This is a genomic window from Candidatus Woesearchaeota archaeon, from assembly GCA_003694805.1.
GTDB lineage: Archaea > Nanobdellota > Nanobdellia > Woesearchaeales > J110 > J110.
Genome location: RFJU01000099.1, coordinates 1 through 16,405, shown reverse-complemented (window position 1 = coordinate 16,405; position 16,405 = coordinate 1). Strand labels below are relative to the sequence as shown.

Here is a 16,405-nt window from a genome sequence, read left to right as displayed (position 1 = left end):
GCCTACCTATCAAGTACTCACTGATCGTTTTGTAAAGACTATGAACGATTCGCCAACACCGCCAGGAGATGTTCAAGAGCTGCTGCAAGAGCTCAAACGAGCACGAGAAGAAGTCGAACAGCTCAAGAAAAAGCTCTCAGCAGTCAATAAGGAAAAAGAAGCGTGGTTTCGCGAGCGTGAGGAAGTCGGAAAGAAAATAGCACAGCATATCGAAGCAATAAAGGAAGAAAAACAAGTGAGAAATTCTCTGACAGGAGAAGTTAAAGACCTCAAAAAGCGCCGAGACGAAATCAACGCCATCATCAACAAAGAAGTGGGCGAAATAAAAGCGCTCAAAGCACGATACAAGGCACTTCTAGAAAGAAGCAAGATTAAAGGCGACCCTGCAAAAATGCTCAAGAACATTGAAGCGCTAGAGTACAAACTCCAAACAGTCCCCATGAGCTTCGAGGCAGAACAGCGCCTGATGAAAACCATCAAGGAGCTCAAAAAGAAGCAAGAAGCCCTCAAAGAAGTCAGCGCCCTGCACAAACGCATCCGCGAAAAATCCAAGCAGATTGACACCATAAAAGCAGAGGCCAATGCTATTCACAGAAAAATACAAGATCAAGCAGCAGAGTCCCAATCACACCATGAAGACCTCATCAAGCAATCCAAGGAAATCGACGAACTTCGCAAGAAGGAACGAGAACTCTACGAAAAATTCCTCGCCCAAAAGAACACGTACAACGAACTCAACACGCAACTCAAAGAAAAACTAGCCTTCATAAAAGCCATCAAGGAAAAACTCAAAGAACAAAACGTCCAAGTCGAGAAATCAAGAGCAGAAGAGGAGAAAAAAACCATCAAAGAACGAGCAAAAGAAGTAGAAGAAAAAATGGCTCGCGGCGAGAAACTCACAACAGAAGACTTGCTCATTCTACAAAGAACCCAAGGAGGATGAAGCGTGGCTCAGCCGATGAACGCCTCCAAGCACGACCATCTCAACGAAGCGTTCCAAACCCCCTCCCAATCACCCCCTCCATCAACAGCACCGAGACGGGCAGCCCTTGTTCTCCTCGATACCAACATCCTCCTCCTGCCAGGGCAGTGCGGCATTGACATCTTTACAGAAATACGCCGCCTCCTCGACCAACCCCACGAGATCTGCATCGTCGAGCCAACACTCAAAGAGCTCCAAACCATCCAACAAACAGGAAAAGCCAGAGATCAGCGAGCAGCCAAGCTGGCAGCAGACTTGATAAAACACAAAGCTTTAAAAACGATTTCTTGTTCCACGTCACGTTACGCCGACGACGCATTGGTCGAACTAGCACGGCCCGGCGTGTATGTCGCAACGCAGGACGCCGCCCTCCAGCAACGCGTTAAGGAAAAAGGCGGGAGCGTGATCGGCGTTCGCCAAAGGAAATACCTCTTCCTCAAAAGGTGAAACAAACCATGTATTACTCAGTCACCGTCAGAGACCACATCAGGGTTCCTCCAGACCAGTTCGGCAAGGATCTCAAGCAAGCCATAACAGAACAAGTACGCGAAAAATTCACTGGCTTCATCTCAAAAGAAACCGGCTTGGTCATCGACGTCGGCGACATCCGAGACATACAAGACGGCATCATCATTCCCGGCGACGGCGCTCATTACTACGAAAGCGTCTTTGACTTAATAACCTTCGAGCCTGAAATGCAAGAAGTCCTCCCCACAAGGGTTAAGGACATTGCAGAATTCGGGGTGTTCCTTGACGTAGGCCCCATTGACGGCTTGGTGCACATCTCCCAAGCAATGAATGATTTCGTTTCGTTCACCAAAGACAAGGTTCTCCAAGGAAAAGATACGGGAAGAACACTAAAAATAGGCGACCTCTGCCGAGCCCGCATCGTGGCCATCAGCTACAAAGACGTCGCCAACCCCAAGCTAGGCATGACGATGCGCCAACAAGGCCTTGGAAAAGAAGAATGGATCGAAGCTGACATCTCTGGCGGAGCCGACGAAAAGAAGAAAAAGCAAGGAAAGACCAAAGAAAAATAGAGACGGTAGCGTATCATGAAAAAGAAAGTATGCAAACGTTGCAAAATCTTTGTTGAAGGCGAGCTCTGCCCCATCTGCAAGAAAGACAGCTTCACAACAGTGTTTCAAGGACTCATCCACTTCCTCAATGTGGAAAAAAGCGTTATCGCCCATAAAATGGGAGTAGAGAAAAACGGCGAGTACGCCCTTAAAATACGCTGAAGAGAACAGAGCCGCCTTCATGCTTGGACGTGGGCGAATAGCGCCTCCTCAAGCCAAGACGCACGATCAAGAAACAAAGCCAACCATACACCAAGAACAAAAAAAATGACAGAACAAAAAATTAACCTCGCCATAACTCAGGACGAACGCCAACCACTCCTTGACAGAAGGCTCATCACAGCAACGTGCACCACGGAATCAACAACGCCAAGCAAAGCCTTGCTGCGCAAGGCCCTGGCCAAAGCTGCAGGAGCGCCACAAGACCTTGTCGTCATTCGCTCAGTGCACACCAGCTACGGAACAAACCAAGCACTGATCACAGCATGCGTGTACGAGAAAAAAGAAAGCTTACAACAAATAGAACTAGCGCATCTCCAGAAGCGAAACCAAAAAGAAGAGCCGAAGCAGGAACAAACCCAGGAAAAAACAGAGGAGAAAGCAGAGCAAGCAGAATCGAAAGATCAAGGCGGAGAAGAAACCGCCCAGGGAGAAGACAGCGCAGCAAGTGATGCTAAAACAGAATAAGACGACGCGTTAGCAAAATAAAGAAGGAAGAAGAACAACAAGATATGTTCGTGGAGGCAGTCAAGTGGCAGCGAAAAAAAGCGGTGGAAAAAAAGAAAAAAAAGAACGCTCAAAAAAACCAGCGTATAAGCTCGCAACGCTCTTCGAAATAGAGAACGGCCACGTCAAGCGTAAGAACAAAACCTGCCCCAAGTGCGGACAAGGATTCTTCCTCGCAGCGCATAAAGACCGCCTCACCTGCGGCAAGTGCGGCTACATGGAGAAAAAGAGCTGAAAACAACGAAAACCAGCACGTCCGCCACACCCCTTTCTTCTTGCGTCTTTTTCACACCTAGCAATTCTTCTCAGAACGCTACTCAAGAACGGGCAAAGCGCCCTTCCACTCGCGAACAAGAAAAGCGGCGTGCAGGGCGCGCGAACGCCGACGCTAATTTCTGCACGGCGAGTTCATGCTTCCTGCAAGATGCCGTAACCAATAAGGCGGAATCGATTCCCAACCCGCCGAGAAATAGTAACCCGAGCCCCAACCTCGGCACAAACCGGCTTTTTCAACACGCACACAACGTTGTTTTTATGCACTTGGCGCACCAAACCAACCGTAGCAGCAGAATTAACGTTGAGCATAAGAACCTCCCCCCTAATGAGGGGGTTGACCCGGATCTCTTCAGCACTCCCAACAACTCGCTCAAGCAAATGCGTTTCTAATACCAACTCATTCCACACAGGAGGAAGCTCCCCCGGCAGTCCTACCACGTTCCCCGCCATTGCATCAGTAAAAACCATTGCCGGATCCAAATCAGTCATGATGCCGACAGAACCTCCTGGCCGAACTTCTTCAACAGGAAAGCCCCCCGTCATAATGCTCTTAATCTTTGCGAAAAGGGGCTTGGCAACGACTTTGTTTTGTTCTTCCACAATTCTTCCCGGTCTCAGCTCAACCCGTGTTCCTCGACGCAAAACCCCTTGCTTGAGCGCGCCACCCAAAACACCTCCTTTGAACTGGCGAGGCCGAATGCCTGGCTTGTTCACATCAAAACTACGCGCCACAACGAAAATGGGCGGCTTCGTCTCGTCCCGCTTGGGCGTCGGGATGAACTCCTGAATCGCGGCGATGAGAGCATCAATATTGACTCCTCGCTGAGCAGAAACAGGAATGATAGGAGCATCTGCAAACTTTGTCTCTTTCAAGAACTCCTTAATTTGGTTGTAATTGCGCATGGCCCGTTCAGAGCTCACGACGTCAATCTTGTTCTGGACGACAATAACGTTGTCAATGCCGCAAATTTGCAAAGCCATAAGGTGCTCCTTGGTTTGTGGCTGGGGGCAGGGTTCATTTGCAGCCACGAGAAGGAGCGCGCCGTCGATAATGGTCGTCCCTGCCAACATGGTCGCCATGAGAGATTCGTGCCCCGGCGCGTCAACAAAACTTACCTTACGCAAAAACGTATTCGGCTTCTTTGTCTTCTCATCAAAAGGGGAGGTGGTAAACCGCTCCACCCCGCTCTTTCCAGGAATCTCATAAAACGCACTGTCTGCGTATCCCAAACGGATCGTGATGCCGCGCTTGAGCTCTTCAGAATGCGTGTCCGTCCACTTTCCAGAGAGGCGCTCGGTCAGTGTTGTCTTTCCATGATCAACATGCCCCACCAAGCCAATGTTCACTTCGGGCTGCGCGTGGTCGCTGTTCTTGTCGTGCTTGCTCTTGGCAGGCGTTTCGGGAGAGGCAGTGCCTGGTGATGCACCGGCTTTTTTTGCCCCTTTTTGAGACGATCTCTGCTTTTTTTGCTTCTTCTCTGCAGCCATACGTCGCTCTGGAGCCGAAGACACTTTAAAAAACCTTTCCTTCCCTGCTGGTCGTTTGCAAGCGGGGACAAGGGAACGCGGCGCTCAACAAGGCGACGACCTCAACACTGCAACACTGCTCAATCGTTCTTTCGTTCTTATCTTTCGTTCTTAAACGGGGAGGCTGGTGTTGAAAACCGAACGCCGTGTCAAAGAACCACCATACGATGAGAATATATGGGGAACGTTGGGGAACCTCCTTCCATAACTATAAACAACTATGAATAACTATGCCCCGCGTTTGCCTCGCCTTCCTGTAACGCTGTAAGCGCTCCTTGTTCATTGCATAGCAGGACCAGGTACATAACGTACACGAGCTACATTGGCTAAAGCGCATTGGCTAAATAAACGCTTCCCGTTGGAGTTCTTCAATGGCTTCCCACCTGGCCAAGTCTTCTCCCACGCACTCAAATGAGCAATAGGCGTGGCCATTTTCCAAGATGGGCTCGCCAAATATCTCTTTGAGACAGTTCCTGCACAACAGCACGTCTTCGACGTTTTTCATCTCACCCCCCTCCCTAGCTTGCAAGCTTGCAGCGATTTCCTGTGAAAGCAGGCCTGTTTCGTAGCAAGCTAGCACGTTTGTTGACTACGAAAAGGAAAGCAGGACAAAAATAAATAGTTATTGCAATAATAGTATATAGTGTTTATACATATGTATTTTTAAACTTTATAAATAACTCTCTTGTGAATCCCAACAAATTCGGCACAAATAAATAACAGCACCGCCTCCACAAAATCAAACAGAACCAACGCTTTCAAACAATCACGCCAAAACATCAACACAAACCCTCAAAACAATGGACCTGCGCAAACTCATCGCCTTTGGAAAATCAACCTACAGCATCACCCTCCCTAAACAATGGGTCACCTCCCAAGGACTGGGCAAAGGAGCGCTCCTCTCCGTAGAACAGCTCGTGACCGGCGACCTTCTCATCACACCCCGAACAGGCAAGCGCACCACGCAAAAAACCATCACCATCAATGCAAACGACACGACACTCCAAGGGCTTAAACGCGAGGTCATCGCCGCCTACGTCAAAGACTATGACAAAATAATTATTAAAGGAAACCTTGGCAAAAGACGCAACCAATTCAGAGAACTCCTCCACGAACTCATAGCACTCGAAGTCGTCGAAGAAAACTCAGACCACATCATCGCCAAATGCTTCCTCGACACCTCAAAACCATCCCTGCAGCAAACCATCAGGCGCATCTACTACAACACCAAAACCAACGCACAAAGCCTGCGCTCACTCATAGCACAAGAACGACGAAGGACAGAAACAAAGCAATCCAGCACAGCGAATACGCCGCGGGGTTCGAATGAAACCAACACCTCCACGTATGAATCAGCACAAGAACTCATCCAACGCGACATCGAAATCAACCGCCAAGTCTTCTACCTCGTCAAGCTTGTTGTCAGAGCACTCAACCAGCCCATCTTCACCAAAACACTCGGCGTCTCCCCCGTCACAGCTGTGTTCTTCTGGCATATTGCAGACTGCCTTGAAAAAATAGCAGACAGAACAAAAGATATTGCAAGTATCGTAACGAAGGGTGAAGAAGACGCATCCCTACACCAACAGAACCGAAACGAAGAAGGCCAAAGAAAAAGCAAACAAGGACAAACCCACGAAGAAAGCGCCACAAACAAGAACCAAACGCGAACACCCATACCAAAACAAACATCCGAACGTCTTCTTGAAGTTCACGATATGGTCTTCAACCTCCTTGAAAACGCAATGCAGGCGGTTTTCACAAAAAACGTTGCTGAAGTCAACAACGTCATAGAAAAAACCGCCTCGCTCCGCGAAACCTTGGTCAGCAATGTCCGCAAAGAACACCATCCATACTTCACCCTCGCAACAGCCCACTACAGAGAAATCGTGCTCCACACACGCTCCATAGCGGAGCGGAGCATCGATCTCAGAACAACAGAACGGTGATAGAACAGTGGCCAGAATAGCGGAACAAGCGAACCAAACGCGAGCAACCCCGCAAGCAAGCCGCCCGAGGTTTTTGAGAAAAGCGAGAAACACCAAGAACAAACTATTCTTCCACGACGAAAAACGCGAGCTCTCCAGAACGCCGCGCCCGCCAAGACTCCTCGCAGCGCTTCATCCCACAACTGTTCTTCTCCTTCTCTTCTTCACTACAGCACTCACGTCCTGCACACCAAACACGCCCACGAACACAAAACAAGAAACGGCATTTGCACAAGCCCTCGCTGAACACGCAACGCTCCTCGAACAACAACTCCAAAACAAAGCATATGAAAATGCGTACGAACTCTTCGCCCCCGAACTCAAGGCGAAGCGAAGCGCAAAAGCATTCGCAGCCTATCTGCGAGCCGACCCACGCTGGAAAAACAAAACCCCCCGTATTGTTGCAACAACCCTCGTGAACGAAACAACCGCCTACGTCATCATCAACCTCACTCTACAAACCAACGAGAATGAACCAACAAACAACCAAACCCCAACAAGCAAACACGACGCTTCAGCATCCCTCATCACAATGACCTTTCAACAATACGCCAAGCAACGCACCGACGAAGGACACAAACGCCAAGACACAGGGCAAGACGAACCAAGCACACGAAACGAACAGCATCCCTCTGCACTCACCTATGGCTTTTTCGGGCTCCAGGACGCGTTTCTCTCTTCCTGCCCCGTTCACTGTGCTGACGGAAACCCCTGCACAAAAGACGTCTGCAACGAGTCAACCAACTTCACGTGCACCCACGCCCTTCAAACACCCTGCCTCGGCAACGGCGTCTGCGAACAAGGAGAATACCCGAGCCCGGACTGCCCGCTTTGCCGCGACTTTAACCCGTGCACGAGCGATACCTACAACGTCTTCAGGCAACAATGCGAACACACGCCCCTCACACCCTGTTGCGGCAACCACCTGTGTGAAGAAGGAGAAGACGCCTCCTCCTGCAAAGAGGATTGCACAAGCGTCATTTACACCCTCGCACGAGGCGAAGCAGAAACGCAAACCATGAAAGGCGAGGAATACACCATCAAACTCATCAGCATTTCCCTCCCCCACCAACAAGAACCGCAAGCCACCTTCCTCGTCAATGACGAGCGATACACCCTCCCCCGAGGAAGCCGCACAGCACTCAAGCCAGGCATCTTCCTGAGCTTCGACTTTCTCACCCAAGCAACCACCGGACCAGTCGCGGCACTCTCCCTCTACGAAGATAACAACCCACAAAACAACAACCAATAATGAAAAAGCAACGAACAACAAACAACGACCTCAAAAAGACATGCAAAAAGGGAGCTCCCCGATTGGAATGAAACGAAACCACCTGCCTCTTGCAAACAAGCACCAAACAACACTTGCGGTAGTCCTCACCCTCGCAAGCCTGCTTGTCTTGGCATCTTGCCAAACAACAAAGCAGACACACTGGTGCCCCGACACCGAAACCTTTGTCCAAAACAGAGCAGACTGCCCCTCCCTTCACACGCGCCAAGCAAGCACGAGCGTTCACGTCTGCCCGCCAACCTGCGATGACAAGAATCCCTGCACGCAAGATGCATGCTCAAACCAGACAGGAAACCAATGCGTCCACACACGCATTCCCAACTGTTGCCAGAGCAGCAAGGACTGCAAAACCCCCCGCCCATTCTGCGTCAAAAACAGATGCACGTCCTGCGCCATTGACAACCACTGCCCGAACACACATCCTTTCTGCATCGATGGAGAATGCTTCCAAGAAAAAACCTGCGCCGCCATCAGCGACTGCCCCCCCGACTACACGTGCACGCAGGGAACCTGCACGCTCCTTTCCTGCACAACAAGCAATGAATGCGCCAACCAAACACCGAACACGCCATACTGCCTCAGAGGAAAATGCTCGCCTTTCCAATGCGTAACAGATGATGACTGCCCATACCGCGAAGCCTGCATTGAAGGGAACTGCCTGCGCACGTGCACGCGCGACGAAGACTGCACATCTCCCTTTGAAGTCTGCAAAGAAAACACCTGCACGATCTCCCAGCAACTCAAAAACCTCGCCGCCTGCAAAGACGCGTTCACCGACTGGAAACAAGCAGTGTGCTACGGCGTTGCGCTAGCACGCAACGGGAATACACACGCCGCCTGCAAAGAACTCTTATCGCACCTGACCGGCCAAGAACGCCTCAGACAACAAGGCTGGTGCACCGTTGGCTTCGTCTCCCATACCAATGAAACAAGCGCCTGCAAATCCATCAAAACAAGCAACCTCGAATCAATAGCTTCTCTGCGCCAAGAATGCTACGACAACAACGTCAACTGGACAGCACGTCTCGGCCTCACAACGCTGTTCCAAACAAAAAGCACGTCGTAACCGACTTTACACAGACACTTCTTGCAAGAAAAAAATTATGCGACCTTTCATTTCACAAAAGCCGCATAAGAGAAGCGTGCTTAAACACGCTGTTAGGAATTCTTGCAAGACACGCCAGTGAACGTCCGCACACCACCGTCAACGCCAACCCACGCTGACTTAGGAAACTTGGTAAATCTGTTTCGCTCAAAACGCTCCACGTCAAGAACAGTTCTTATCGTAAAACAATACCCTCCCACGCTCTGCTCTTCACGCACCACAACAGCGCTTTCAACAACCTCTTGTTTGCTGTATCGCAAAGGCGCACCCAGCTCTCGGAGCAAGCTTTGCACCTGCAAAAACTGAGCAGTCCACGCTTCCAAAGCGAGCGAGCGCGCCTCAGACTGGTTAACCTTCTTCGTCCCGTTCAGAAACGCCACAACGCTCTCGCTCCCATTACGAATATCCTGAACGAACTCCTCGGAACTATTCCACACTTCCTGAAACGAAGATTTCTCTTTCAGCGCCTCCCACGCGGTACAAGAACTAAGCACGACCAGCGACAACACCGCCATGCACAGAACAAGCAAGAAACCAGCCCCTCGCGCTGCATTGCTCTTCGTGGCGACGTGTAACCCGCCTAACGCGCCCTGCCAAGCCATAAAAAGAACAACACCTCCTTTCCTTTAAAAAGTTTCTCTCAACCCTCCTTCTCGCTCACCTCAAACAAGACTGCGAATCACTGCTCTGTCGCCCACGTGAATGCCAACAGCCCGCGCAACTCCCCCCTTTACCTCAAGGACAAATCGTGCGGGAACAGGGCTTGTGTAGAGCTGGCACGGATCCTTGCGGCAAGGCTGTGCGTTCTCTTCAAGATGCACTACCACCCCTTCCCGGTCAAGAAAAATCATGTCAAGGGGGAGTAGCGTGTTTTTCATCCAAAACGTCCTGGGCGCATCATCCTCAAAAACAAAGAGCAAACCCTCTCGGTCGCCCAACGACTCCCTCCCCATTAAACCCTTCTGACGCTCTTTCGGCGTTCGTGCAAACTCAACAACGAAGACGTCCTTTCCGAAGCGCACCTCTCCTTCCCTTGCGAGCACGCCGTCTTGCAATCCGTCACGCTCTGAACTGTTCTTGCGAAGACCTGGAGAGGCAGAATCAGGGATGGCGTAGCCTGGCTGCTGCGCCGTCATGCCGTCACCCTCCCCCTGAGGAGCGTTCGAACAAGAAACAAGAGCAATCAAGAGCATGCCAAGAAGCACGAAGAAACACAAGCAAACGAAACGAGAGCAGATGTTTGAACAATACGGCATACACGGACGCAAGGACTGCCAAACTATAAAAGTGTTGTGAAGAAAAGAAACCAAAAGAATTAACAGATAACGCCTGATAGCGCTTGTTTGCGCCCCCTCCACCGTCCACCCCGGAGGAAAAGCTTTATAAACAAACCCGGGTTTTCGCATCGTCAATGACCGAGGTTTTAGCATTCAACAAGTGGGACTGCACCGGGATAACCGTCGATGACCCCGGCCTTGTCAACTACATTCAGACAACGCCGGTTATCGTTCCAAAAACGGGAGCGCGCTACGCAGGCAACAGATTCCACAAGTCAAAGATATTCATTGTCGAACGCCTCATCAACCGCGTGATGGTCACCGGCCACAAAGGAAAAAAACACACCATCAGCAGCGGCCACAACACAGGAAAAGCCGAAAAAGCATTCACCACCGTTGAAAAAGCGTTTTCGCTCATTGAAAAAAAGCTCGGCAAAAACCCCGTAGCCGTCCTCGTCAAAGCAATTGAGAACGCGGCCCCACGAGAAGAAATAATCACTATTGAATATGGCGGGGCGCGCTACCCCAAACCCGTTGAGTGTGCACCGCAGCGTCGCGTCGACCTCGCCCTCAAATTCATGACCCAAGGGGCAGCACAAAAAGCATTCAACACAAAACGCACCATTGCTTCTTGCCTCGCCGATGAAATCATCAACGCATACCAACTCAGCAACCAGTCCGCAGCAATCGCGAAGAAGCTCGAACTTGAACGACAAGCGGACAGCAGCAGGTAACCAGAATCAACACAAGGCAAGCATCACCACATTATGACTTGAGACGTGATACCTGCCCGCACTTTTTTTTTCTAGGATGGTTCTGAACGCCTCATTGCTTGCTTTGGAAACTGGCCCGAAATGAGCAGTACGAAAACGCGGCTCTGGAAAGCACCAGTTCAAAAAAAAAACCTGCGCCTTTGCAATCACCTTCTTAGGTCCGCATGACTGGAACGTCCACGGCGCCGTGCAAAAGCGCAAAGGACCCGCCCGAAATCACCTGCTCTATAACATCAAGAAACGTCTTCTTCTTCTTAAACGTCACAAAGGAAACGTCCTCTCCTAACTCCTCCTCCAAAAACTGTTCAGCCTCCTCAAAACCGCCCAGAGCATCGACTAACCCTGCATCAAGCGCCTCAACACCCAAGTACACCTCGCCCGTAGCGAGGTTCTTCACCTCCTCCAACGAAAGATTCCTGTTCTGCGCAACCTCCTCAATGAAGAACGAGTGAATCCTGTCGAGTTTTTCCTGGAACAAAGCACGCTCTTCATCCGTTAATTCTCTGAACGGGGATCCCATGTCCTTGAACTTCCCCGCAACTAACCTGTTGTACGTCACATTATGATCGCGAAGAAAACCACCAAACCCCAAGTAACTCGAGGTAACGCCAATACTGCCAGTAATGCTCATCCTGTTCGCCACGACGAAATCGGCATTGCTAGCAATCCAATACCCCCCGCTCGCGCCTACTTCTCGAATGACTGCTACGACCGTCTTATTCAAACGACGAACAACCCTTCCAATCTCATCACTCGCCACCGCAGATCCGCCGGGGCTGTTAATATCTAACACCACTGCTTTAATGGACGCGTCCTCATCGGCCTTCTCAAGCAAGGAAACGACATCTTCTGCAATGATGGTGTCAGGACTAAACGTGCCAAGGCCGTCATCAACGGTGATCACGCCATGTAACTTGATGCGAGCAACGTTCCCGCTTCCTTCTACGGAGACATCACTCAGCGAAACAATGCTTGCGAGAATGCTAGCAACGAAGAAAAACGCTAGCAAGAGCAACAAACTCACCCACACCTTCTTACTGAGGGGCAACTCGCCCTTCTCATGCACTTTGCTTGTATACTTCTTGACCATTCTTTCACCTCATATGAGAAACAGGCGGCGAACAAAGCGCCGTCCAGTTCGTGCACTTAGCAACGCCAAAACCCTCACATCCGACGTAACATCCTTCTGTACTCTGGCAAACACTCATAGACAATCCTCACATTCACAGGTTATCACATTCATACGCCACCTCATGCACGGAACACCTCGACCGTCCTGGTCTCAGTCACGACTTCAAGCCACCGAACTTTCTTGAGCAAGAGGTGGACCGGCTCAACAATCCATAATATGAAAAACGGGAACACGGGCAAGATGAACAGGTTGCGCACCGCTGCCTTCACGAGCCCGACGCGGCCACGCACCCACAAGCCTGCAATCATCATACCCGGTGTTTGCTTCAAGACGAACTGGAACATCGTGAAGTACAGCCACACCAGCAAGACGACAATGAACGCACCCGCCATTACAGGAGCAGGGAGCGACTCCTCCATCAACAACGAAGTGGACGCTCGTTGCTCGAACAACGATGAAAAGGGAGCGAGGACAAAGAGGCGGAGGAAAAACAAGTCAAGCAGGAACGCGAGCATTCGCTTCCAAAACCGCGCAGGGACCTCGATGCCCTCTCTCTTCGGAAGATTCAACGATGAACTACTCCTACTCTGCCCCATCACAAGAAAGGGCCAACACCGTAGATATATAAACGTTATGCAAGAGGAGACGCATCCAAGCAGGGCGTGCTAACGCAACAAGCAGACCTACACGGCTACTCACTATAACGGCAGCGTCATAGCTACAACGCCTTCTCCGCCAATCACGTTCCACCAATCAGGTCACGTTTGAGAAGAGGCATTAGATGCGCTCTCGTTAGCACCATACCGAGATCCAAAAAAAGAACTGATGGACGAAAGATCGACAACGTCCACGACGCCATCCGCGTTCGTATCCCCCCGCTTTGCCTTCGCATCCCAGCACTGACTCGCAGCAGCATTGCATCCAAACGTGCTCCCCACCAGCGTCAAATCAAACAAGTCCACCTTGAAATCCTCATTCGGGTCGCCTGGCAAGCAATACGCGCCGCTGCAATCTTCATCAATGGTTTGGTTGTTGCATACCTCGTTCGCGCCAGGATGAATCGAGCTATTCAAATCATCGCAATCCCTCCCTGACGTGCACGTTGCGCTCTTGCCCTCGGTGCCATCTCCGTCAGCGTCGTCACAAAGAAAACAGCCTTCGTCAGTTTCATTGTCGCAATCATTATCAACACCATCACCGCAAACCTCGCTTTGCGGATCGACCCGCCCCTCGCACGCACTCCAAAACCCTGGAGCGAGGCAGCGCTCAACGCCAGGAGTGCACGCACCAACACCCACGCCGCCCCCGCATTCACGCTCGCTTCCCACGTTGCAAGGTGTGTTCTCGACCTGCACGTGCACCCACTCGTGCGCCTCCCCTGCGTTGTCCCACACGGAGAGGCGCAGCGCATACCTTCCGTTCGGAACGCGCGTCGTATCCCACACGCCCAGCTCTCCTTCGGAAACACGAGTCCCGCTGTTGATGGTGGACCACGCACTCGGGTAATCACCAGGCCCCTCTTCGAGCAAAAAACCTTCCCCGCCCGCACGTCCTCTCACCACAACAGAGCCGTTCACGACGCTCTCAGCCACGGGAAAAGAAATCACTGCTTCAGCACTCGTTGCGTTCTCGAAAGAAAGCACTTTGGCAAGGTTCAACCGCCCTTCTCCGATGAAGTGATCCGGGACGCCGAGCGCTTCGCCAAAGCGATCAACACCCCCCTCCAAGACGCGCCGAAGCGCCAACCCTTCCAAGACGGGACGATGCGCTTTCGCGAGCGCAGCAGCCCCCGCAACGAACGGCGCCGCCAGCGACGTCCCCGACGCGTTGACATAAATGCCGCCAGGATACGTGGAAACAATGCCGGTACTCGGCGCGGCGAGGTCAGTGTCAGAACCAAACGAACTTCCCCACCCCGCCTCATTCGCGCGCCCATCCTGACTATTCGTCCCGGCCACTTTAACCACGCGCTCATAACTAGCAGGGTACTGCAGGGTAGGCGTGTTATCATTCCCCGCAGCTGCGACTATGACCACTCCCTTCGCCGCCGCCGCATCGACGGCTTCGCGAAGCACAGAACTCTCCTGCGTTGTCCAGCTCGCTACGATGATATCAGCACCGTTCTCAGTGGCATACCAGATACTCCTCGCCGCGCTGCTCACCGTCCCGACACCTGTCGCGTCCAGGGTTTTCACGACCATGAGCTTGCAAGACCAACACGTCCCCGCAATGCCCTTGTTATTATTCGTCACCGCGGCGACGACACCCGCAACCATGGTGCCGTGCTCGAAGTCATCGTCAACATCGGAGGAATTAACCACGAAGTTCCACCCCTGAACATCGTCTACAAAGCCGTTCGCGTCATCATCAACCCCGTTGCCAGCAACCTCTCCAAGATTTCGCCACAGGAGTGAGGAGAACTCGGGATGGTCGAGGTCAACGCCGCTGTCCAGCACGGCCACGATGACGAGAGGAGAGCCCGTCTCGACATCCCACGCCGCCGTGGCATTCACGCGCCGCAACCCCCACTGCAGAGGAAAATACTCATCGTTCGGCACAACCGCCGCCGTGACGGGGTAGTCCGGCTCTGCAAAAACTACTTCGCCACCCCCCCGTAGCGCGTTAAACGCGGCAACCGCTTCTTCCACCCTGCCGGGATCCTGTACTGAAAATGAAAACGTTGCTGTCTGTGGCGACACGCGCTCTCCTCCGCCTAGGCCGAACCGCTCGCGAAGGGCTTCCAGCGCAGCGCTGGCGAACCGAACAGACCCATCAACGCCCTGCTCAACCAACCCTTCCTCGCTGAATTGAACCAGCACCTGCTTCGCATCAACACTCGCAACGGCGCCACCAACCGCGTTGCGGGGCGCGGCCTTCACGAGGTCAGCACCAAGACCTGCACCAACACTGCCGGGCAGCGGCGCCCCTCCAGCGCTCTGCACCACATCACGCGCAGCACCCTGGATGGCAAGTCCAAACGACCTCTGCGCTCTCCACAATGGCAAAGCGCTCTGCTCTTCCCACGTTGCCAGGCTTATTTGCGTCTCAACACGCGTTTCAATGAAAACAAGAAAGGAGAGAGCGAGAACAGCGGTGAAGATGAACACCCAGAAGGAAGGAGCAGATGTCGAGGCAAACTTCCCAAACGGGCGAGGAACGAACATACCGCCCTTCCAGCCCATACCCCTATATAAACATTTTTCTTAGATGCTCCGGATGATACACTTTGGATACGAGGAGGGGGCGCTCTCCTGTTGCTTTCCTGTTGCAACTGTTTTTCTTTGTGTTCGTTTTGTTGTTGTTTTGTGTTTACCTTTTTGTTGTTCTGTGTTTGTTTTTTTGTTGGCAACCCTTTGTTGTAACTACTTCTTCACGTCTTCACACTCGTTCTCTCTTCTCTTCCAATAGTTTGTTTCAATCGTCTCACGCCGTATGATAAGCGTCTTCAACACCTGGCTGAGGACGCACGCGAAAAAAGACGCTGGAGAAACGCCCCTTCCTAAGAATATCGTCAAGAAACCACCGATACATTTTTAAACAACCCTCCTTTCTGAAAAGGGCTGTCATACCAGCAGCACCGCTGGGGACATCAACAACGAAAGACCCTGACAAAACAAAATCCTTACCACTATGAGCAAAAAAGAAAAACTCGCCCAGGAACGAGCCCAGGCAGAACAAGAAGAAATACGCCGCGCAAAACTCCCACGGGGCAACCAAACCATCGGCGTTTTAGAAAGCCGACTAGGCGGAAGCCGATGCCACGTGCGCTGCTTAGACGGCAAGACACGCGTGTGTCGCATACCTGGCAGGCTCAAGCGCAGACTGTGGGTGCGGGAAGGCGATTTCGTCCTGGTAGAGCCCTGGGAATTTGGAGGGGACGAGCGAGGCGATATCATCTTCAAGTACCGCCCAACACAAGTAAGCTTTCTCAAACAACAAGGCTACTTGGACAAGCTCGAAGACATGGACGAGTTCTAACAAAAACGCTCGGGAAGAGACACAACCTGCTGAAGACAACGCAACGCTCCCGCAGAAGACCGCCCAAAGACATCACAAAACACAAGGCAGACCACAACAAGAAAGCAATACAAGAAAGCGATACAAAACAAACACGACGCCGCAACAACGACAGCGCTGCAACAACCAAGCAAAAACAGTACGAGAACCGCGGGGCGCGACCGAACAAGAACTCGCCTGCGGCAACGTAACAAAAAAAACAAAAAAACATTCATGGAGACGAAACGATGAG

Annotated in this window: 18 protein-coding genes; 11 read left to right on the top strand and 7 right to left on the bottom strand. The window is 51.7% G+C overall.

Features of this window, described 5'->3' with window-relative positions; translation table 11 throughout:
• The first annotated feature begins 40 nt into the window (after positions 1-40).
• From D6783_03530 to D6783_03505, 6 genes are all read left to right on the top strand, one after another.
• Complete coding sequence (locus tag D6783_03530) at positions 41-943, top strand: hypothetical protein (GenBank protein ID RME52858.1); 903 nt, start codon at positions 41-43, stop codon at positions 941-943.
• Positions 944-958: 15 nt separating this feature from the next.
• Positions 959-1,429 (top strand): hypothetical protein, encoded by a 471-nt coding sequence (locus D6783_03525; GenBank protein RME52857.1) that lies wholly within the window; start codon positions 959-961, stop codon positions 1,427-1,429.
• An 8-nt stretch (positions 1,430-1,437) separates the two neighbouring features.
• A complete protein-coding gene (locus tag D6783_03520; GenBank protein ID RME52889.1) occupies positions 1,438-2,022 on the top strand; it encodes a DNA-directed RNA polymerase in 585 nt (194 codons plus the stop codon).
• Positions 2,023-2,037: 15 nt separating this feature from the next.
• Entirely contained in the window at positions 2,038-2,223 is a 186-nt protein-coding gene (locus D6783_03515) for a DNA-directed RNA polymerase subunit E'' (protein RME52856.1), read from the top strand.
• A gap of 105 nt (positions 2,224-2,328) precedes the next feature.
• Positions 2,329-2,748 carry a hypothetical protein gene (locus tag D6783_03510; protein RME52855.1) on the top strand — a complete coding sequence of 140 codons (420 nt, stop codon included), beginning with the start codon at positions 2,329-2,331 and terminating at the stop codon, positions 2,746-2,748.
• 64 nt (positions 2,749-2,812) lie between these two features.
• Complete coding sequence (locus D6783_03505; GenBank protein RME52854.1) at positions 2,813-3,022, top strand: 30S ribosomal protein S27ae; 210 nt, start codon at positions 2,813-2,815, stop codon at positions 3,020-3,022.
• 173 nt (positions 3,023-3,195) lie between these two features.
• Here D6783_03505 and D6783_03500 read toward each other — a convergent pair whose 3' ends face one another.
• Both D6783_03500 and D6783_03495 read right to left on the bottom strand, forming a co-directional pair.
• Positions 3,196-4,551, bottom strand: a complete 1,356-nt coding sequence (locus tag D6783_03500) for a translation initiation factor IF-2 subunit gamma (GenBank protein ID RME52853.1) — start codon at positions 4,549-4,551, stop codon at positions 3,196-3,198.
• Positions 4,552-4,930: 379 nt separating this feature from the next.
• A complete protein-coding gene (locus tag D6783_03495) occupies positions 4,931-5,170 on the bottom strand; it encodes a hypothetical protein (protein RME52852.1) in 240 nt (79 codons plus the stop codon).
• Positions 5,171-5,390: 220 nt separating this feature from the next.
• Here D6783_03495 and D6783_03490 point away from each other — a divergent pair, with 220 nt between their 5' ends.
• Genes D6783_03490 through D6783_03480 form a run of 3 tightly spaced genes read left to right on the top strand, consistent with a single transcriptional unit; the run spans position 5,391 to position 8,935 of the window.
• Entirely contained in the window at positions 5,391-6,539 is a 1,149-nt protein-coding gene (locus D6783_03490) for a phosphate uptake regulator PhoU (protein ID RME52851.1), read from the top strand.
• 7 nt (positions 6,540-6,546) lie between these two features.
• Positions 6,547-7,830 (top strand): hypothetical protein, encoded by a 1,284-nt coding sequence (locus tag D6783_03485; protein RME52850.1) that lies wholly within the window; start codon positions 6,547-6,549, stop codon positions 7,828-7,830.
• 40 nt (positions 7,831-7,870) lie between these two features.
• Positions 7,871-8,935 carry a hypothetical protein gene (locus D6783_03480; GenBank protein RME52849.1) on the top strand — a complete coding sequence of 355 codons (1,065 nt, stop codon included), beginning with the start codon at positions 7,871-7,873 and terminating at the stop codon, positions 8,933-8,935.
• A 92-nt stretch (positions 8,936-9,027) separates the two neighbouring features.
• Here D6783_03480 and D6783_03475 read toward each other — a convergent pair whose 3' ends face one another.
• Entirely contained in the window at positions 9,028-9,576 is a 549-nt protein-coding gene (locus tag D6783_03475; protein RME52848.1) for a hypothetical protein, read from the bottom strand.
• Between the two features lie 60 nt (positions 9,577-9,636).
• Positions 9,637-10,404 (bottom strand): DUF192 domain-containing protein, encoded by a 768-nt coding sequence (locus tag D6783_03470; protein RME52888.1) that lies wholly within the window; start codon positions 10,402-10,404, stop codon positions 9,637-9,639.
• On the opposite strand from D6783_03470, the gene D6783_03465 reads away from it, so the two are divergent.
• Positions 10,386-10,985: a 30S ribosomal protein S7 gene (locus D6783_03465; GenBank protein ID RME52847.1), complete on the top strand. Its 600-nt coding sequence runs from the start codon at positions 10,386-10,388 to the stop codon at positions 10,983-10,985. The two genes, D6783_03470 and D6783_03465, sit on opposite strands and share 19 nt — an antisense overlap.
• A 193-nt stretch (positions 10,986-11,178) precedes the next feature.
• Here D6783_03465 and sppA read toward each other — a convergent pair whose 3' ends face one another.
• From sppA to D6783_03450, 3 genes are all read right to left on the bottom strand, one after another.
• Positions 11,179-12,114 carry a signal peptide peptidase SppA gene (gene sppA, locus D6783_03460; protein ID RME52846.1) on the bottom strand — a complete coding sequence of 312 codons (936 nt, stop codon included), beginning with the start codon at positions 12,112-12,114 and terminating at the stop codon, positions 11,179-11,181.
• A 161-nt stretch (positions 12,115-12,275) separates the two neighbouring features.
• Positions 12,276-12,752, bottom strand: coding sequence for a hypothetical protein (locus D6783_03455; protein ID RME52845.1), 477 nt, complete (start codon positions 12,750-12,752; stop codon positions 12,276-12,278).
• Positions 12,753-12,914: 162 nt separating this feature from the next.
• Positions 12,915-15,338 carry a hypothetical protein gene (locus D6783_03450; GenBank protein ID RME52844.1) on the bottom strand — a complete coding sequence of 808 codons (2,424 nt, stop codon included), beginning with the start codon at positions 15,336-15,338 and terminating at the stop codon, positions 12,915-12,917.
• A gap of 448 nt (positions 15,339-15,786) precedes the next feature.
• On the opposite strand from D6783_03450, the gene eif1A reads away from it, so the two are divergent.
• Positions 15,787-16,134, top strand: coding sequence for a translation initiation factor eIF-1A (gene eif1A / locus D6783_03445; GenBank protein ID RME52843.1), 348 nt, complete (start codon positions 15,787-15,789; stop codon positions 16,132-16,134).
• The last annotated feature ends 271 nt before the right edge of the window (positions 16,135-16,405 follow it).